The organism is Kurthia sp. 11kri321 (assembly GCF_001534765.1).
Lineage (GTDB): Bacteria > Bacillota > Bacilli > Bacillales_A > Planococcaceae > Kurthia > Kurthia gibsonii.
In genome coordinates this window covers 1069199-1088561 of record NZ_CP013217.1, presented here as the reverse complement: position 1 = coordinate 1088561, position 19363 = coordinate 1069199, and the positions used below count along the sequence as shown (strand labels likewise).

The window sequence follows — 19363 nt, the reverse complement described above, 5'->3', positions numbered from 1 at the left end:
TCCAATCTTATAGGGTTCGTGTCTTTATAATGGTATTTACGAATGAATATGAAAATGGTTTCATAAAATTTATTTTTCAAATATTTCTTTTAGAATCTCGAATAACTTGAAGTGCTAGTCTCACGAGTAGAAGCAGACTTAAAAAAAGACCTAAATAAGCTGCTGTATTCAAATAAACGACATAACTATTTTGAATAATTTGTGCTACTGCTAAAATACCAACTGATAAAACACCGAATGTAATCGCGACAAGTAGTAACAAAAATTGTGACAACCATTTCACTAAAAAAGCTTTGTTTGTTTCACTTGAGGTGAAGTCCATCTTCACCTTCACTTCACCTTTTTCAATTGTTCGTGCAATCTGATCGACACGATATGGTATTTCTTTAATAACTGGCCATGCAAGGAAGATCTCTTCTTGTGCTAGTTGTTTGAGCGACTTTACTTTTTCAATTGGCTCATGTATTTTAGCTGTATCTTTTGCAAAATCGCTTGCTTCTTTAAAGGCATCGAAGTCTTTTGAAACACTCTGAATCGTTCCTTCTAATGTTACAAGTGCTCTTAGTGCAATACCTACCATTGGAAAAAGTCTCATGTGATGTTTTTGAACAATTTTGAAGAGAGATTGTACGACTTGACTCGTCGAAATGTGATCTAAATAAGCCATTTCAACAAGTAACTGACTTACAGATTGTTCAAAACCTGGATCTTTCGCATGTTCGTCATTTTCCACAAGATGTTTCAATGAATCGACAACAATTCTTGCATTACCACGATGATAACCTAAAAATAATGTTTTGATTCCTTGCTGTTGCCCTTTACTAATACGTCCAACAGCCCCAAAATCTAAAAGCGCAACTTGTCCTGTATTTTTTACGATATGGACATTTCCAGGATGAGGATCCCCATGAAAAATCCCTGCCTTCATAACTTGAGATAAAAAACTTCCGAATAATTGCGTAAGCGCCTCTTCTTTCGTTACGCCATTACGATATAATGTTTCGTCTGCTTCTGTAATTTTCACACCATCAATATATTCCATTACTAGCACTGAAGAATTACTCATATGGCTATACACCTTAGGAATGACAACAGGATACTTACTATCTAAAGTAGAATTCGTAATTTGCTCCATATTTTTAAGCTCTATACAAAAATCAATTTCTTCTCGCATTCCTTTTGCAAAATTTTGTGCAAGTTCTGCAAAATTTAAATTCTCAGCCCACTGCGATTCCTCTGTAAGCCAGTGCGCAAAACTAATTAATAAATCTAAATCTCTTTGTAGTAAGTCTGCAATATCTGGACGTAATATCTTAACAACTACTTTTTCATACGTTCCGCTCAGCGTAGCTTGATGAACCTGACCAATTGAACCTGAAGCGAGCGGCTCAAAATCAAATCGATCGAAAGTTTTCTCCCAATCTTCACCTAATACAGATTGCATACGCATGGATATAGCTTCTTTCGGAATTGGTTTAATATTTTGTTGTAGCTCTGCTAACTCCGTTGTAAATGCCTCTGGTAATAAATCTTTTCTAGTAGATAGCATCTGACCAAATTTAATAAAGATTCCATCACATTCTTCTAACATCATACGAAACGAATGTGCATTTTTTCTCTCGGCTTCTGATGTACGCCAAATACCAAACGCGCGACCGATTCCATATTTAAACGCAATTCGAAGTACTGAAGTCAAACGTCTTTGCAAGCGCCATCTTGTCATAATTCTAGCAAAGATATTTTGTTTCGCTTGCTCAGCACTACTAATATGAACTGGCTCAAATAATTCTAAAACAAGATGCAACAACATCGTAATCAATAATAGACTCGCAAACCATATGAGTGTACTAAAAAACATCGACTCATCTTCAATTGGAGTATAGTAATCTTTACGGTGTTGGATAAACATATACCAATAAATAACCGACGTAATCGTTACACTTAAACCAACTGCAAATAAACGCTTGAAAATACTTAAACGCGTCCCGATTAATCTGCCTGTAAAGAAATAAATTAAAACTCCCACAAGCGTAAATTGGATAAACCAACTCAAAAATTGGATCATTTGGCTTCACCTCCCACTACTTTATATTGAAACATATTTCACAAAATTTTTCCTTTAAAACTATTTTCCTTTATAACGAATGTTACAATTATGTTATTTTAATCATAATGATTGGCAAAGTAAGTTTATGGGTGTAAAATAAATATATCAATTTTATAAAGGTGGCGTATTATAAATGAGAAAAAATTGGATCTTTTTCCTCGGTATTGGGATTTGGATTACTTCCATCGCTGCATTTTTTGAAATTACCAGTGTACCAGCTTTCAAGAGCTTTATAGATAAAATATTCGTTCAGCCGAATCCTGTTACATCAGTTTTAGCCTTTATTATGTTGGGTATTATTATCTGGTACATCTTAAAAGGAATCGAGCTTGGTAAAAAACAATCTATGGATTGATTGTGAAACTTCTTACATACAACTGTAAGAAGTTTTTTTATTTTTCGGATTATTTCTATCATTTGGTTTTATTCCCTTTATTTTCTTTGTGCTAACGAATTTAGACAACAAAAAACTCGCATGATTTGTTTGACAATTCATACGAGTTTTTTCTTATTTAATGCGTATTATTTTTCTTCTACTGTTTCACTTAATCGCGCCTCACGCTTATCCGCTATTTTTTTCTGAATATGATACCAGAAATAACATGCAATCATCGCTGGGACACCAAAGTATAAAACAGAACGTTGTTCAGGATCTAATAATAGACCAAGTGTTGCACCTAAACAAAGTAAAAATGCTAGAATTGGTACAAGTGGATATAATTTTACACGGAATTTTAAATCCTCTAATTTCCCGCCTTCTTTCAAGTATTGTCTTCTGAACATAAATTGTGAAACCACAATTCCCATCCAACCAACCACTACACCGAATCCTGCTACAGCAACTAACATCACATAAACTGTTGTCGGCGCAATAATACTTGATAATAGTGATAAACAAGAGATTAACATACAAACAATGAGCGCGTTCATTGGAACACCACGTTTATTAATTGTACCAAGTGCTTTTGGCACCATTTTTTCTTTTGATAATGACCAAAGCATACGTGTCGAAGCATATAAACCTGAATTTGCTACAGATAATAATGCTGTAATAATGACGAAGTTCATAATATCTGCTGCGTACGGAATACCTAACATGTCAAATACTGTAACGAAAGGACTTTGCGATACACTTGAATCTTCCCAAGGTAATAATGCACCTAAAACAATAATTGCACCAATGAAGAAGAATAATGTACGCCATACGATGTTTTTAATCGAACGTGGAATATCACGAGATGGGTTTTCACTTTCCCCTGCTGTAATCCCGATTAACTCTGTTCCTGAAAACGCAAAACTAATTGATACCATCGCAATTAAGATAGGTGCAAAACCATTCGGCAGTAATCCACCTTCACCTGTGAAATTCGATAATAATGGTGCATGCTCATGTCCAGTAACTGGTACAATGCCAAAAATTGCTGCAGCACCTAAAAAGATAAATATAATAACAATAATTATTTTTAATCCAGCAAACCAAAATTCTGACTCAGCAAAAAACTTTACTGATAAAGCATTAAAGACAAATATTGTTACCCCAAAAATAACGCTCCATACCCACACAGGCGATTCTGGGAACCATCTTTGCATCAATAATCCAACAGCTGTAAATTCAGATCCAACTGTTACTACCCAGTTTAACCAATAAATAATACCAACTGAAAAACCAACTCCTGGGCTAATATAACGTGTCGCATACTCATGGAATGATCCAGAAGTCGGATTATATACTGCTAACTCTCCTAAACATAGCATTACTAAAAACATTGTTAAACCACCAACAGCATATGCTAAAAGCGTACCAAAAGGGCCCGCGTTATGCATAATATTCCCCGTACTTAAGAAAAAGCCTGTTCCGATTACACCCCCAAGTGAAATCATGAACATGTGTCGACTTTTAATCGAACGTTGTAATTCATTTTGTTTCCCCATCCTGTCTCCCCCTAGTTGAAAAAAACTAAATTTACTGTTTGTAAACGATTTCTTATAAGTATAAAAATTTTTCTGAAATTTCTTTTTATACATTTTCTATATTTTTAAAATGTTCACAAAAAGTTCGTTAAGACTAAATTATCTTATCTTATACAAAATGGCAATACGGAAAATTTCTTTGCACTGCAAATTTTTTTTGCTATTCACTGTTGTTTTTTTATTTTAAATGCTAGTTTTCTATGCATAAAACCTCATTCTTTCAGCTTTTCTCAAAAAAAGATAATTTGCTTTTCATTTTACGAAAAAAATATTTTTATAAAAATAATTCAAATGTACTACCACTTTTTTTATTTGATACGCATTAAAAAAGCCTGAAAATCTCAAGGATTTTCAGGCTTTCATTCATTTGCAAGTTAAATAAATCATGATAGTGCGTGTTTTGAACGTAGGGATTGTCTAGGAATTAAATTACCACTTACGTTTTCGTGCAGCTTCTGATTTCTTTTTGCGTTTTACGCTAGGTTTTTCATAAAATTCGCGTTTTCTTACCTCTTGAATTGTACCACTTTTAGAAACAGTACGTTTGAAGCGGCGAAGAGCATCTTCAAGCGATTCGTTTTTTCTAACGACAGTTTTTGACATCTCTCTTTCCCTCCCTCCGACACACGTCAAAGCACAACCAATATGAATAACATATCGTTGTTTACTACAAGATTATATCCTATATACGTATAATGGTCAAGCATTGTGTTACATTAATATTCAGAATCTGATGATAAACCATTCATAATCTTTACACCTGAGCTTGCACCGATGCGATTTGCACCTGCTGCTACCATTTTTTCAACGTCTTCTAAGCTACGAACTCCTCCTGAAGCTTTTACGCCTAATTCAGCGCCTACAATACGTCGCATAAGTGCAACATCTTCAGCTGTTGCACCGCTTGTTGAAAAGCCTGTAGACGTCTTTACAAAGTCTAATTTTGCTTCTACTGCTAATTCACATGCTTTTTCTTTTTCTTCGTCTGTTAATAAACATGTTTCTAAAATAACTTTTACAAGTTTTTCACCCGCTGCTTCACGTACAGCTTTCATGTCTTCTAACACAACATCATATTGTCCCGCTTTTAATGCACCGATATTTAAAACCATATCAATTTCATCTGCACCATTCGCAATAGCATCTTTTGTTTCAAAAGCTTTTGTCTTAGCTGTTGATGCACCCAATGGGAAACCAATTACTGTACATACTTTTGATTTTGCTCCTTGTAATTCTTCAGCTGCTAATTTTACAAAATATGGATTAACACACACAGATGCAAAGTCATAGGTTCTCGCTTCTTTGCATAACTCTTTTACTTGTGCCGCTGTCGCCTCTGGTTTTAATAATGTGTGATCAATAAGTGATGCGATATTTGTTGTCATAAAATAGCTCCTTTTTTAAGTTGTACGTACCTCTTTATTAGCATAGCATGAATTCAATGAAAAGCCCAGTTTTACACAAAAAAATAGTAGAACGCATGCGCACGTTCTACTTCTCTACCGCTTTTTCAATTCCTCTAGCTAAAGCTTCTGCTATACGATTTTGATAAGCTGTTTTTGCTAGTCTTTCGTCATCTTGACGATCATTTAAATAGCCTAACTCTACGATTACAGATGGCATATTGGGCCAATTAAGTGCTGTCATTTGATCAGCATATAATAAACCTTTTTTATGAGTATCCAGTTTTGCCGATTTTATTTCATGTAATAGCACTTGACTAACTTTTCGATTCGCTTCCGTCAACTTTTTCGTATAACGATTGTTTTCATGCGCCATAATAATGTACATACCACGCCCATTTGCATCCTTTGCACCATCTGCATGTAGTTGAATATAAAGGTCTGCATTTTGTTTATTCGCAAATTCTGCACGCTCTTTTGTCGACTTGGCAATGACATGTTCTGTACGTGTTAATTTGACCTCATATTTTGAAGCATCTAATCGCTCTTTGATACGGTTTGCTACTTGTAGCGTCAATGCATACTCTGCTTGTCCTGTAGATACGCCATATGCACTTGCAGGCATTTTAGGCTTCCATGTATGTGAATCTGGTCCAATTGGCTCTAAACGCTGATCTCGATAACGTTGATGCCCTGGATCAATAACAATTATTTTTTTCTCTTTTTCTTTTACTTGTACGGGCTGTTCCATTGGTTTTTTCACAACTACTTGTTTTTTCGGTTGCACTTTTTGCACAACTTCTTTTTCTTCCACAATTGTTGGTTTAGGCGGTATGTATTGTAAAGCTTCCATATGCTTCTTTAAATACGTTTGTCCAAAAAACAAAAAAATGAGCGGTATAACGAGTGCAATTGCCACAATGAACATCCTTAAATATCTCAATACAACACATCCTTTTTGTTGAGATATTCTTAGTATAGCCTTTTTAGACTAAAATTTCATGTACAGTTTATATTTTCGCATGAAAAAAGCACTCCTAGATGTTTCAATCTAGAAGTGCTTTTTACAATACTACATATTATTTAGTGAATTTTGCTAAATCTGCAGTTGTTGGGTTCGCTTGGTAGTGTCCACCCTCGATTTCTAATGTTTGACCTGTCATGAATTTAGATTCATCTGACGCCAGGTACACAACACCATAACCGATATCATTTGCTTCACCATTGTAAGGTAATGCATTGTATTTTGTGAAAATATCAAGCATTTCTTGTGGTAAGCTATTTTTCGCTGCTGGAGTTAAAATTAGTCCTGGAGCGATTGCGTTACAACGGATATTATCTTTACCGTATTGTTTTGCAATATATTTTGTTAAGTGAACAACTCCAGCTTTTGAAGTTCCGTATGCTGAACGGATTGCATCTGAAGCGAACGCAGCCATTGAAGCTGTGTTAATAATTGAGCCGCCGCCAACTTTTTGCATGTGTGGAATAGCGAAACGAGAACCTAAAAGCACTGATTTTAAGTTTAAGTCCATTAAACGATCCCACTCAGCAAGATCTAAGTTTACAACATCTAAGTCTTTGTGTAAGTTTGTGCCACCTACGTTATTGTAAAGAATATCTAATTTACCGTAAGTGTCTACTGTATATTCAACAGCATCTTTAATTGATTGTTCTTCAAGTGCATTTAAAAATACACCTTCTGCTTCAAAACCTTGTGCTTTTAATTCTGCTGCTGCTTCTTTTGCACCTTCAACGTTGAAGTCTGCTAAAACTACTTTAGCGCCTTCTTTTGCTAATAATTGAGCAGAAGCTAGACCAATACCTGATGCTGCTCCTGTTACTAATGCTACTTTATTTTCTACGCGACCCATAATTAATTCCTCCTAATATTACAATCATCGAATATTTTAACACTATAAGATTAAGAGGTAAAGTAAAAAACTATTCTTTTTCTTTCGTCTTTTCCCAACATTCAATTTCATCTAAGTCAGGCATATCTGATGCATAAAATACAGGGTCTTTGCCTTTTTTTCGTTGAGCAGTATAGTGACTTAATAGTCGGAAAGCTACTTTATAAAGTAATAAAATCGCAGTCAAGTTAATAAGTGCCATAATCGCCATGAATAGGTCTGCTAAATTCCAAACAAGCGCAACTTTTGCATATGCTCCGAAAATTAAGAAACCAATTACTGCAATTCGGTAAATGAAAATCATTTTTTTAGAGTTTTTAATAAATTCTAAATTCGTTTCACCGTAATAGTAATTTCCAATTACAGAACTAAATGCAAAGAAGAAGATTGCAATCGTTAAGAAAATACCTACCCAATCACCAAGCTGATTTACAAGAGATTGTTGTGTAATATCAATTCGAGAATCTTCACCAGCTGTTTTGTAAACATCGCTTAATAGTACGATAACCGCTGTTGCTGTACATACTAAAATCGTATCAACAAATACACCTAATGTTTGAATTAAACCTTGTTTAACTGGATGCGATACACTCGCTGTTGCAGCTGCGTTCGGTGCAGAACCAAGACCTGCTTCATTCGAGAATAAACCACGCTTGAATCCTTGCATGATTGCTCCACCAATTAAACCACCAATACCTGATTGTAATGAGAATGCATCACTTACAATTAACGTAATTAAACTCGGAATTTCTGTAATATTTAACACGACAACCACAAGTGCAACTAAAATATAAGCAATGGCCATAATTGGCACAATCACTTGTGTTACATTCGCAATACGTTGTACGCCACCAAAAATGATGATTGCTGTTAGAACGGCTACGAATACACCCACCCATACTTTATCAATTCCAAAACTTGTTGAGAAAGAAGCAGCAATTGTATTCGTTTGCACTGCATTAAATACAAAGCCATAACAAAACGTAATCGCAATCGCAAACATAATTCCTAACCAACGTTTCTTTAGGCCTTTTTCAATGTAATAGGCTGGACCACCACGAAACGTATGACCATCTTTTACTTTGTATAATTGCGCAAGTGTACTTTCTACGAATGATGAGCCGGCACCGATTAATGCCATTACCCACATCCAAAATACTGCACCAGGACCACCGATTGCAATCGCTGTCGCAACACCCGCAATATTCCCCGTACCAATACGAGATGCAGCTGAAATCGTGAATGCTTGGAATGAAGAAATACCTTTTTTACCACCACTGATTGTCGCTTTATCTGTTAATACTCGAAACATTTCAGGGAATAATCTAAATTGAACCCCTTTTGACTTAACTGTGAAGAAAATTCCTGTAAATAATAGTAGAACGATGAGTATATATGAATACAAATATCCATTTAACTGATCAATCCAATTGCTCAAAATATCCAACTGTAAACTCCTCCTTTTAAAAGTACATCTTCTATTTTATACCTCAATTACGTAAAAAAAACCATCTCTTTTAAAAGAGACAGTTTTTTCGTTAAATTTCGACTTCTTCTAAAATGCGCACAAATTGTGCTTCTGTCTTTGGATATCCTGGTTTTGTAACTTTTACACGAACCATTTTACCAATCATATCTGGCGTACCTTCAAATACAACTTTTAAATAGTTCGCTGTATGCCCAACAAGCATCCCTGCATGCTCACCTTCTGATGTGATATCTTCTGGAATCACTTCTAGTAACTCTCCATCAAAACGAGAAGCATATTCTTTTGCTAGTTGATCATTTAATGTTAATAAGCGATGAACGCGTTCATTTTTCACTTCTTCATCCACTTGGTCTTCCATACGTGCTGCAGGTGTTCCTGTACGTTTTGAGAACGGGAATACGTGTAACTCCGCAAATTGATGTTTAGCGATAAAATTATATGTTTCCATAAATTCTTCTTCTGTTTCACCTGGGAAACCTACGATTACATCTGAAGTAATTGCTAAATCAGGTAATACCTCTTTCAAACGATCTAAGCGTTCACCGAAAAATTCCATCGTATATTTACGACGCATTCTTTTTAGAACCGTATCTGAACCAGATTGAATTGGAATGTGTAAGTGATTCACAATGACTTTTGATTCTTTTAATACTTGTAATACTTCATCTGTTAATTGAGACGCTTCAATTGATGAAATACGCAAGCGACGTAAGCCTTTTACCTGTGCTTCTAAATCACGTAATAACTGCGCTAAGTTATAATCTTTTAAATCTTGACCATAACCCCCTGTATGAATACCTGTTAACACAATCTCTAAATACCCTGCATCGACTAATTGTTGCGCTTGATTGATGACTTCTTTCGGATCACGTGAACGCATTAAACCACGCGCCCATGGAATAATACAAAACGTACAGAAGTTATTACAACCCTCTTGAATTTTTAAAGAAGCACGTGTACGGTCTGTAAAATAAGGCACATCTAATTCCTCATATACACGATTTTTCATAATATTACGTACTGCATTAATTGGTTTACGCTCTGCACGATATTGCTCAATATAACCAAGCATTTTCGAACGATCCTGTGTACCTACGACAATATCAACACCTGGAATTGCCATAATTTCTGCTGGTGATGTTTGTGCATAACAACCTGTTACACAAATCACTGCATCTGGATTTTGACGTACCGCACGACGAATTACTTGACGTGACTTTTTATCGCCTGTATTCGTTACGGTACATGTATTAATAACATATACATCTGCTTGATGGTCGAAATCTTTTCTTTCATAACCTTCGTCTTTAAATAATTGCCAAATAGCTTCTGTTTCATAGTGATTGACTTTGCATCCTAATGTATGGAAAGCTACGGATTTTGAAAGACTATTGCTCATTTTATTTCATCCTTTCATTACATCCACTAAAAAATACCGATAGGCATTATGATACCATACTCTCGCTATTCAATCTACTAACGTGACTGATTCACGCCACTCATTCTTTGTTCAATTATTTCTTGTAATTGTCTTGCATCATCAGAACGAATCGCTATTTTTGTATATTGTTTTTTCTTCCCTAAAAATAAAGTAGCTATAACAGGCTCTTTCAAAATTAGATAAAAATCAGGCTCTGGTTGAATGAAGTCATTCGCAACCAAATAAAAAATTTCCTTCTTTTGTTTTTTAGACACTTCACCGATTGACATATTGATTTGATCAATCTGATGAAATGGCACTTCTACCTTCTTCATTAATCCTAAAGAAAGATAAAGCATGTCTTTTGTATGATAAATTGGATTCAGGCGTGTCGCTTGTAAATCAGCTAAAAGAAATAAAACAGAATATATGTTAAATGCCAATAAAATGAGTGATAGCCACATCGACTGACCATGCAACCACCAATGAATCCCAATTGTTTCAATTACAATGCCATGAATCATCATTAATTGAATGGCGATATAACCTGATTTTTTATGAAGTGTGATGCCCTCTCGTGCTCGTTGTCTCCATGAAAAAATAGCGTAGTAACCGACAAGCATTTCCGTTAAAAACACTTGCACAATGGTATACTTTTGAGCGATTGATGGCGCTGATTTTTGGATTAAAAAAGGAATAGGTAACTTTTGTTGCTTGATATCACGTAACATGTTCGGCAGATACTTTATACAAATTAACACTAAACTAAGTTCGAATAACAATAGGAATACTTCAGCACTAAGACCAACAATTGTAAACCATTCAAATGGTGCTAAATAAGTATTTGGTATTAAGAAGCGAGCTAATAAACAGCCAAATGCTCCTAAAAAGATTGCCGTTTTAATGGCTAATTTCCGTTGATACAACATCCAACAAGCAGGTAATACAATGACTAAGTCAATTAACGAACCTACTACAACTTGTTTCGTTTCTTCTGTTAGTACTATATTTCTTAATTGCGTTTGATATAATACAGCATTACTACTTAAAACAATCAAGAAAAAAAGAAGCCAAATCGGTCTTTTTTGAACTTGTTCCATCTCTCCACACCCTTCCTTTCTTTTATTTTAAATGAAAGAAAAACACATAATCATTATATATATGTCAATTTTTTGTATTTTTGCACAAAAAAAGAGTCACACTTCATTGTGCGACCCTTTCGTCATTATTCAAATTCATATGAAATAGCAGATAAAATATAAAAAGGTGCTGTCTCTGCTCGTAAAATACGTGGACCTAGCGCAATGGTATGAGCACCTGCTTCTAGAAGCGCTGCTGCTTCTTCACGCGCAATACCACCTTCTGGACCAAATACTACACAAACATTTTGAAGCCCCTGTAAACCCTTTAAACGCTCTTTTAAAGAAGTTCTTTGTTCACTCTTTGCATGTTCTTCATCTGCTAAAAGAACTGCATCATACGTAGATGCAAGTCCAAGTAACTGTTTAAAAGAAAGAGGTGCTTCAATTGTCGGTACAACAGAGCGATGCGATTGTTCTGCTGCTTCTTTGGCAATTTTTTGTAAGCGTTGTTGCTTTTTCTCGCCTTTTTTATGATCCCACTTCACAATCGAACGTGCAGCTTCAAAGGGAATAAGCTTTGTCATGCCTAGTTCCGTTGCTTTTTGAACGATTAAATCAAGTTTGTCTCCTTTAGGTAGACCACAAGCGATTGTCACGTGAATCGGTAATTCTTTTGATGGAATTTGATGTCCGATTTTTTCAACAGTTACGGTTTGATCGCCAAGTTCTACAATTTTACATTGGTCGGCTACACGCGAATGGACGACGATAATCTCGTCGCCCACCTGCATACGCATGACCTTTGCGATATGTTTCGCATCCTCACCTGATAACGTGATTTGATTTTCTTCGAATACATCTTCTACAAAGTACCTTTGCATATTTACACCTCTTAGACTGGCTTTCTTGAAACGATGGTTACCCAATCTTCCATCATCATTACTTCATCAATTTCAAATCCGGCTTCAATTAGAGCTTGCTTCACATCTTCTTTACGTCCTTCAATAATACCCGATGTAATGTAAATTCCACCTGGTTTTACAATTGTGTAGGCATCTTCTACGAACGTTAAGATGATTTCAGCTAAAATATTCGCTACAACGACTTCAGCTGGTTCTTTCACTGTATCAAGTAAATCACCTTGCACAACATCAATTTGACTTGATACATGGTTTAGTTCTACATTTTCAATTGCAGAACGTACAGCTACTTCATCTAAATCTAGTGCATGTACATGTTTTGCGCCTAATAAAGCTGCACCAATCGCTAAAACACCTGAGCCTGTACCAACATCAATAACATTCACCGTATCATTTACATGCTTCTCAAGCGCTTGTAAACTCATAACTGTCGTTGGATGTGTACCTGTTCCAAATGCCATACCTGGATCTAATTCAATAATTAATTCATCACTTTCAACAGGTTGATAATCTTCCCATGTTGGAACAATCGTAAAGCGATTTGAAATTTTGACAGGATGATAATATTCTTTCCAAGAAGTAGACCAGTCTTGTTCATCTACTTCACATGTTGAGACTTTATTTTCACCTAAATCAATATCAAACGAAGCGAGGTTGTTGATTGCAAGTTTAATTTCTTCAACAGTTTCTCCTAAGAAACTGTTAAGTGGTAAATACGCTTTAATAATAACCCCTTTTGTTGGAAAATCTACAGGATCTAGCGCATAAATTTCGCCAAATTCTTGTTCTCTTACTTTTTCTAATTCTAATGAATCTTCAATTACTACACCACTTGCACCTGCTTCATGCAAGATGTTTGAAATTGCATCCACCGCTTCGTTTGATGTATGAATCGAGAATTCTGACCATTTCACTTACAATCAACTCCAATATTAGTCTCTAAATTTTTTCTTAATTTTATCAAATAATGAACTGCCTTGTTCCTCTGGAATATCGCCTGAGATACTTGCAAATTCACGTAGTAATTCTTTTTGTTTTTCGGTCATTTTTGATGGTGTTACAACTTTAACAATGACATGTTGGTCCCCTGTACCATAACCTTGAACATTTTTAATCCCTTTACCTTTCAGACGGAAACGCTCACCTGATTGTGTACCTGCTGGGATTTTCATTTTTACTTTACCTTGTACAGTTGGTACTTCGATTTCGTCACCTAATGCAGCTTGTGCAAATGTGATTTTAAGTTCGTAGTAAATATCATCGCCATCACGTTCGAACTTGTCTGATTGGCGCACGCTAAATACGATGTAAAGATCGCCTGCTGGGCCACCGTTCACACCCGCTTCACCTTGTCCACTTACGCGAATTTGTTGACCGTGATCGATACCTGCTGGGATTGTTACTTTAATTTTTTTACGACGTTTTACTGTACCTTTACCATGACATGTTGAACATTTTTCTTTAATGATTGAACCTTCACCATGACATACATTACATGTACGACGATTTACCATTTGACCAAATGGTGTATTCACTACTTCTTCAATCTGTCCTGAACCATGACAGTTTGTACATGTTTCTTTTGAAGAACCTGGTTTCGCACCTGAACCTGAACATGTTTCACATGTTTCGTCATGTGTAATTTCAACTTCTTTTTCCGCACCAAACACAGCTTCTTCAAAGCTGATTGTCATACGATATTGTAAATCATCGCCCTTACGTGGTGCATTTGGATCGCGTCTACGACCGCCTCCGCCACCACCAAAGAATGAACTAAAGATATCTTCGAAACCACCGAAACCGCCGCCTCCGAATCCACCGCCGCCAAAGCCTTGGTTTGGATCTTGATGTCCAAATTGATCATAGCGTGCTTTTGCTTGTGGATCGCTTAGCACTTCATAAGCTTCTGAGATCTCTTTAAATTTTTGATCTGCATCTGCCTCTTTATTAATATCTGGATGGTACTTCTTTGATAATTTACGGTACGCTTTTTTTATTTCATCTGCTGTTGCAGATTTTTCAATTCCTAAAACTTCATAATAGTCGCGTTTTTCCACTTTTTTTCAACTCCGCTCTTTTCACATAAATACAATTGTATCATCTTATTTCCTAGAATGTAACTGAAATTCTCTTTTGAAAAAGAAAAGCCAAAGCCCTATAACGGTCTTTAGCTACCACTGTGAACGGACGTAATGTACATGTTATGTTCACGTTACTAAGGAACGATTGGTCTTTGACTTTTCATCATTCATAAAAACGATTATTTTTTATCGTCGTCTACTTCAGTGAAATCAGCATCTACAACACCATCATCTTTAGCGCCGCCAGCTTCTCCACCTTGTGCAGCTTGTTGAGCCGCTGCTGCTTGTTCGTAAACTTTCATTACAAGTGGTTGTAATAAACCTTCTAGTTTTTCTTTTGCAGCTTTAATGCCTTCAATTTCGCCAGCTTCGATAGCTTTTGCTAATTCTTCTTTTGCTTCTTCTACTGGTTTTTTCTCGTCTTCTGTTACTTGTTCGCCAAGGTCTGCTAATGTTTTATCAGTTTGGAATACAAGTTGATCTGCTTCGTTACGTAAATCAGCTTCTTCTTTGCGTGCTTTATCCGCTTCTGCATTTTCTTCAGCTTCTTTTACCATACGCTCGATATCTGCTTCAGATAGACCAGAATCTGATTGAATCACAATATTTTGTTCTTTATTTGTACCTAAGTCTTTCGCTTTAACAGTTACAATACCATTTTTATCGATATCGAATGTTACTTCGATTTGTGGAATACCACGTGGTGCTGCTGGAATATCTGTTAATTGGAAGCGACCTAATGTTTTGTTATCAGCAGCCATTGGACGCTCACCTTGTAATACGTGAATGTCTACAGCAGGTTGGTTATCTGCAGCTGTTGAGAATGTTTGTGATTTAGATGTTGGAATTGTTGTGTTGCGCTCGATTAATTTCGTGAATACGCCACCCATTGTTTCAATACCTAATGATAATGGTGTTACGTCTAGTAATACAACGTCTTCTACATCACCTGTTAATACGCCACCTTGTACAGCTGCACCCATTGCTACTACTTCATCTGGGTTTACGCCTTTGTGTGGCTCTTTGCCTGTTGCTTTTTGTACTGCTTCTTGTACTGCTGGAATACGAGTTGAACCACCAACTAAGATTACTTGATCAATTTCAGAAGCTGAAAGGCCTGCATCTTTTAATGCTTGGCGAGTTGGAATCATTGTGCGTTCTACTAAATCAGCAGTGATTTCGTTGAATTTTGCACGTGAGATTGACATTTCTAAGTGTAATGGACCTGCTTCACCTGCAGTGATGAATGGCAGTGAAACTTGTGCTGTTGTTACACCTGAAAGTTCTTTTTTCGCTTTTTCAGCAGCATCTTTTAAACGTTGCATTGCCATTTTATCTTTTGATAAGTCAATGCCGTTTTCTTTTTTGAATTCTGCTACTAAGTAGTCGATGATTGCTTCGTCGAAGTCATCTCCACCTAGTTTGTTATCACCAGCTGTTGCTAGTACTTCAAATACGCCATCACCTAATTCAAGGATTGATACGTCGAATGTACCACCACCAAGGTCAAATACTAATACTTTTTGGTCTACATCCATTTTCTCTAAACCGTAAGCTAATGCTGCAGCTGTTGGTTCGTTAATGATACGTTCTACTTCTAAACCAGCGATTTTACCAGCGTCTTTTGTTGCTTGACGTTGTGCATCATTGAAGTAAGCAGGAACTGTAATAACAGCTTTTGTTACTTTTTCACCAAGATAGTCTTCAGCATACTCTTTTAAGTGTGTTAAAATCATTGCTGAAATTTCTTGTGGTGTATATGTTTTATCTTCTACAGTCACTTTGTAATCTTCACCCATGTGACGTTTGATTGAGATAATTGTATTTGGATTTGTAATTGATTGACGTTTTGCTACTTCCCCAACTTGACGTTCGCCGTTTTTAAATGCGACTACTGAAGGAGTTGTACGCGCGCCTTCTTTGTTTGCGATTACTACTGGTTCTCCACCTTCAAGAACCGATACGCAAGAGTTTGTTGTACCTAAGTCAATACCAATAATTTTACTCATAATAAAATTCCTCCTAAGATATATAAACGCTAAATGCGCTTAATACGATTTGTAATAAAATGAATTACTCGTTCACTTTTACCATGGCTGGACGTAATACGCGATCTTTCAACTTATACCCGCGTTGTAGTTCTTGTAATACAACACCAGCTTCTTTTGAATCGTCTTGTTCTTGCATCACAGCTTGATGGACGTTTGGATCAAATGGATGATCTACTGTTTCAATAACTTCTAACCCCTCTTTTGCAGTCGCTTCTACTAAAGAGCGATAAACCATCTCGATTCCTTTTTTAATCGATTGACCATCTTCTGTTGTCGCTTCTACTTGTAGCGCACGTTCAAAGTTATCTAACACAGGTAGTAAATCAGTTAGTAGACTTTGTGAACGATACTTCGCTGCAGACTCACGCTCTGTTTGCGTACGACGTTTGAAATTATCAAAATCAGCACGCAATCGTAAATAGCGATTTTCTTCATCTTGCAACTTCTTCTCTAATTCTTCTACTTCATTTACTTCTGCAATTTCTGTTGCTTCCGCTTCAGCTTCAACTGTTTCTACTTCTTCAGTTGTTTGCTCAGCTGTTTCTTCCACAACTTCTTCTGTCACTTGTTCTTTTTGTTCTTTTTCTTGTGACACAGTAAATCCTCCTTTATACACATCACATTACCATTCTCTACGCATGAGTTTTGATAAGTCTCCGCTCATATGATCTAATAACGTAATGACACGTTGGTAATCCATTCTTTTCGGACCGATAATAGCAATCGATCCAACTTGTTCTTCGTTTGTCGAGTAGGTCGCTGTAATAATACTACAATCTTCTACTGCATTCAGTTCATTTTCTGAACCAATTCGAATTTGAATTCCTGGTGAATCACGATGTAACAATGCTTGAATCTGACTTTGGGTTTCCATCATTTCCATAAGCATACGAATCTTATCTAAATCATGAAACTCAGGTTGATTTAGCATATTCGTCTTACCACCGTAATAGATTTTGCTATCACTCTGTTGTTCTATTCCCGTAAAAATCGACTTTAAAAGCCCATTATATGCCCCAACGTGTTGTCGAATAATGTTTGACACTTCACGTTCTAGGTAATATGGAATTTGAACAATTGGAATACCGACTAAACGTTCATTCAAAATATTAACCATTTTTTCAAAATCACTTGGATGTAGGCCCTCAGGTAAATCGACAACTCGATTTTCCACATGACCGTTATCCGTCACAATAATCGCTACTGCATTTTTTGCACTAAGCGGAACAATTGAGAATCGCTTCACTTTGTGCAACTGTACATCTGGTCCTAAAATAATCGAAGTATAATTTGTTAGGTCAGATAGAATAGTGGCTGATTTACGAATCACTTGTTCCGTTTCATAGGCATTCTCTGAAAAAACAGAGCGCAACACCTTCATATCATGGTTCGTAATAACCTGAGGTTTTAACAAATGATCCACGTAGAATCTATAACCTTTTTCCGATGGAATACGACCTGATGAAGTATGGGTCTTTTCTAAGTACCCTAACTCCTCCAAATCAGCCATCTCGTTTCGAATTGTAGAAGAACTAAATGATATTTCTTCACGTTTCGAAATTTGACGTGAACCAATCGGCTGACCAGACGAAATGAAATCATCGACGATTACTTTAAGAATTTGCAACTGTCGATCGGTTAGCATGATCATCACCTCATTTTTAGCACTCACTCATATCGAGTGCTAACACTATACTTAATTTATCAAAACTCTTTTTTTATGTCAACGGAAAAGCACTTAATCTATTAAAAATTCTTGAAACACTTCATTCCCTACGAATTTCCCTTGATGTGACAAGTAAATCGCTTGTTCATCTTCTATTAAAAGACCTGCTTCAGTTAAAGAATTGATTTGCTTTTCAAATACATCATGCACTTGTTTTCCGTATCGTTCATAAAAATGTTGTTTATTGATTCCTGCTGTTTTACGAAGACCTAAAAATAATTCTTCTTCTATTTTTTCTTTTTCAGTCACATCATGTTCATGGTGAATAGGTAATTCGCCCGCTTCGATACAGTCCATATATTTTTTTAAAGGACCATGATTCGTATAGCGCGTACTACTTACATAGCCACTTGCTCCTGCACCAAAACCTGCATACTCATCGTTATCCCAGTAAATCAAGTTATGTTTCGACTCAAAATCTGTACGTCCAAAGTTACTAATTTCATATTGATGAAGACCTCTCTTCTCCATTTCTTTCATTAATAAGGCATACATTGCTGCTTCAGAATCTTCTCCCGGTAACGGTAATTTACCTTTGTTCATTAAATTGAAGAAAATCGTTTTTGGCTCCACAATTAATGAATAGGCTGAATAATGTGGTAAGTCGAGCGCAAAAGCTTGATTCAATGTATTTTGCCATTGTTCCATCGTTTGCCCCGGAAGACCATACATTAAATCAATACTAATATTCGTAAATCCAACTTCTTTTGCTTGTCGAATAGTTTCAATAACTTGCTCAGGTGCATGCGTACGACCCAATTTTTTCAGAAGTTCTGTATCAAATGACTGCACACCTAAACTTAAACGATTAATACCGAATGCTTTTAATACACGTAATTTTTCAATAGTTAACTCATCTGGATTTGCTTCTGTTGAAAACTCGATTACGTGTTTCATTGGAATATGCGTCTGAATTAAAGTTAATAAACGTTCTAGCTGCTCAGCGGATAACGCTGTCGGTGTGCCACCACCTAAAAAAATCGTTTGAATTTCTTTATAAGCAGCTGGATTTTTTGAAACAGCTAATGCCATCTCCTTTCCTAGACTTTCAATATATTCATCAACTGGCTGATTTTTAAAGAATACTTTATTAAAATCGCAATAATTACAAATTTGATGACAAAATGGAATGTGTATATATACACCTGTCGTCATAGTTCAACTTCCTCTCTACATGTAACACTTTTTTTAGTTTAGCTG

The 19363-nt window shown here is 36.1% G+C and carries 17 protein-coding genes; 1 reads left to right on the top strand and 16 read right to left on the bottom strand.

Annotated features, from left to right (window positions below; all coding sequences use genetic code 11):
- Positions 1 to 76: 76 nt before the first annotated feature.
- Positions 77 to 2065: an ABC1 kinase family protein gene (locus ASO14_RS05540; RefSeq protein ID WP_068452600.1), complete on the bottom strand. Its 1989-nt coding sequence runs from the start codon at positions 2063 to 2065 to the stop codon at positions 77 to 79.
- A gap of 175 nt (positions 2066 to 2240) precedes the next feature.
- Here ASO14_RS05540 and ASO14_RS05535 point away from each other — a divergent pair, with 175 nt between their 5' ends.
- On the top strand, positions 2241 to 2462 hold the full coding sequence (locus ASO14_RS05535) for a hypothetical protein (RefSeq protein WP_068452598.1): 222 nt from the start codon (positions 2241 to 2243) through the stop codon (positions 2460 to 2462).
- Positions 2463 to 2629: 167 nt separating this feature from the next.
- Here ASO14_RS05535 and ASO14_RS05530 read toward each other — a convergent pair whose 3' ends face one another.
- The 15 genes from ASO14_RS05530 to hemW all read right to left on the bottom strand — a co-directional run bounded on the left by ASO14_RS05530 (position 2630) and on the right by hemW (position 19318).
- Entirely contained in the window at positions 2630 to 4039 is a 1410-nt protein-coding gene (locus ASO14_RS05530; protein WP_068452595.1) for an amino acid permease, read from the bottom strand.
- A 468-nt stretch (positions 4040 to 4507) separates the two neighbouring features.
- Entirely contained in the window at positions 4508 to 4681 is a 174-nt protein-coding gene (gene rpsU, locus ASO14_RS05525) for a 30S ribosomal protein S21 (protein ID WP_004227078.1), read from the bottom strand.
- A 113-nt stretch (positions 4682 to 4794) separates the two neighbouring features.
- Complete coding sequence (gene deoC, locus ASO14_RS05520; protein ID WP_068452592.1) at positions 4795 to 5463, bottom strand: deoxyribose-phosphate aldolase; 669 nt, start codon at positions 5461 to 5463, stop codon at positions 4795 to 4797.
- A gap of 106 nt (positions 5464 to 5569) precedes the next feature.
- Positions 5570 to 6424 carry an N-acetylmuramoyl-L-alanine amidase family protein gene (locus ASO14_RS05515; RefSeq protein ID WP_156422336.1) on the bottom strand — a complete coding sequence of 285 codons (855 nt, stop codon included), beginning with the start codon at positions 6422 to 6424 and terminating at the stop codon, positions 5570 to 5572.
- Between the two features lie 136 nt (positions 6425 to 6560).
- Positions 6561 to 7355 carry an SDR family NAD(P)-dependent oxidoreductase gene (locus ASO14_RS05510; RefSeq protein ID WP_068452586.1) on the bottom strand — a complete coding sequence of 265 codons (795 nt, stop codon included), beginning with the start codon at positions 7353 to 7355 and terminating at the stop codon, positions 6561 to 6563.
- A gap of 70 nt (positions 7356 to 7425) precedes the next feature.
- Positions 7426 to 8841 (bottom strand): alanine/glycine:cation symporter family protein, encoded by a 1416-nt coding sequence (locus tag ASO14_RS05505; protein ID WP_068452580.1) that lies wholly within the window; start codon positions 8839 to 8841, stop codon positions 7426 to 7428.
- A gap of 91 nt (positions 8842 to 8932) precedes the next feature.
- On the bottom strand, positions 8933 to 10282 hold the full coding sequence (mtaB, locus tag ASO14_RS05500; protein ID WP_068452578.1) for a tRNA (N(6)-L-threonylcarbamoyladenosine(37)-C(2))-methylthiotransferase MtaB: 1350 nt from the start codon (positions 10280 to 10282) through the stop codon (positions 8933 to 8935).
- A gap of 77 nt (positions 10283 to 10359) precedes the next feature.
- Entirely contained in the window at positions 10360 to 11403 is a 1044-nt protein-coding gene (locus tag ASO14_RS05495; RefSeq protein ID WP_068452574.1) for a hypothetical protein, read from the bottom strand.
- A gap of 125 nt (positions 11404 to 11528) precedes the next feature.
- The gene (locus tag ASO14_RS05490) at positions 11529 to 12266 is read right to left on the bottom strand and encodes a 16S rRNA (uracil(1498)-N(3))-methyltransferase (protein WP_068452572.1); all 738 of its coding nucleotides are present in this window, start codon (positions 12264 to 12266) and stop codon (positions 11529 to 11531) included.
- An 11-nt stretch (positions 12267 to 12277) separates the two neighbouring features.
- On the bottom strand, positions 12278 to 13219 hold the full coding sequence (prmA, locus tag ASO14_RS05485) for a 50S ribosomal protein L11 methyltransferase (protein WP_068452569.1): 942 nt from the start codon (positions 13217 to 13219) through the stop codon (positions 12278 to 12280).
- An 18-nt stretch (positions 13220 to 13237) separates the two neighbouring features.
- Positions 13238 to 14362 carry a molecular chaperone DnaJ gene (gene dnaJ / locus ASO14_RS05480; RefSeq protein ID WP_068452566.1) on the bottom strand — a complete coding sequence of 375 codons (1125 nt, stop codon included), beginning with the start codon at positions 14360 to 14362 and terminating at the stop codon, positions 13238 to 13240.
- Positions 14363 to 14565: 203 nt separating this feature from the next.
- Positions 14566 to 16395 carry a molecular chaperone DnaK gene (gene dnaK, locus ASO14_RS05475; RefSeq protein WP_068452563.1) on the bottom strand — a complete coding sequence of 610 codons (1830 nt, stop codon included), beginning with the start codon at positions 16393 to 16395 and terminating at the stop codon, positions 14566 to 14568.
- A 64-nt stretch (positions 16396 to 16459) separates the two neighbouring features.
- The gene (gene grpE, locus ASO14_RS05470; RefSeq protein WP_068452561.1) at positions 16460 to 17032 is read right to left on the bottom strand and encodes a nucleotide exchange factor GrpE; all 573 of its coding nucleotides are present in this window, start codon (positions 17030 to 17032) and stop codon (positions 16460 to 16462) included.
- 27 nt (positions 17033 to 17059) lie between these two features.
- On the bottom strand, positions 17060 to 18082 hold the full coding sequence (hrcA, locus tag ASO14_RS05465) for a heat-inducible transcriptional repressor HrcA (protein WP_068452559.1): 1023 nt from the start codon (positions 18080 to 18082) through the stop codon (positions 17060 to 17062).
- 93 nt (positions 18083 to 18175) lie between these two features.
- On the bottom strand, positions 18176 to 19318 hold the full coding sequence (hemW, locus tag ASO14_RS05460; RefSeq protein WP_068452556.1) for a radical SAM family heme chaperone HemW: 1143 nt from the start codon (positions 19316 to 19318) through the stop codon (positions 18176 to 18178).
- Between the last annotated feature and the right edge of the window lie 45 nt (positions 19319 to 19363).

Excerpts from the sequence above, each read along its gene's own strand:
- ASO14_RS05540 (WP_068452600.1), bottom strand. The coding sequence starts at position 2,065 with ATGATCCAATTTTTGAGTTGGTTTATCCAATTTACGCTTGTGGGAGTT.
- ASO14_RS05535 (WP_068452598.1), top strand. The coding sequence starts at position 2,241 with ATGAGAAAAAATTGGATCTTTTTCCTCGGTATTGGGATTTGGATTACT.
- ASO14_RS05530 (WP_068452595.1), bottom strand. The coding sequence starts at position 4,039 with ATGGGGAAACAAAATGAATTACAACGTTCGATTAAAAGTCGACACATG.
- rpsU (WP_004227078.1), bottom strand. The coding sequence starts at position 4,681 with ATGTCAAAAACTGTCGTTAGAAAAAACGAATCGCTTGAAGATGCTCTT.
- deoC (WP_068452592.1), bottom strand. The coding sequence starts at position 5,463 with ATGACAACAAATATCGCATCACTTATTGATCACACATTATTAAAACCA.
- ASO14_RS05510 (WP_068452586.1), bottom strand. The coding sequence starts at position 7,355 with ATGGGTCGCGTAGAAAATAAAGTAGCATTAGTAACAGGAGCAGCATCA.
- mtaB (WP_068452578.1), bottom strand. The coding sequence starts at position 10,282 with ATGAGCAATAGTCTTTCAAAATCCGTAGCTTTCCATACATTAGGATGC.
- ASO14_RS05495 (WP_068452574.1), bottom strand. The coding sequence starts at position 11,403 with ATGGAACAAGTTCAAAAAAGACCGATTTGGCTTCTTTTTTTCTTGATT.
- ASO14_RS05490 (WP_068452572.1), bottom strand. The coding sequence starts at position 12,266 with ATGCAAAGGTACTTTGTAGAAGATGTATTCGAAGAAAATCAAATCACG.
- dnaK (WP_068452563.1), bottom strand. The coding sequence starts at position 16,395 with ATGAGTAAAATTATTGGTATTGACTTAGGTACAACAAACTCTTGCGTA.
- hrcA (WP_068452559.1), bottom strand. The coding sequence starts at position 18,082 with ATGCTAACCGATCGACAGTTGCAAATTCTTAAAGTAATCGTCGATGAT.
- hemW (WP_068452556.1), bottom strand. The coding sequence starts at position 19,318 with ATGACGACAGGTGTATATATACACATTCCATTTTGTCATCAAATTTGT.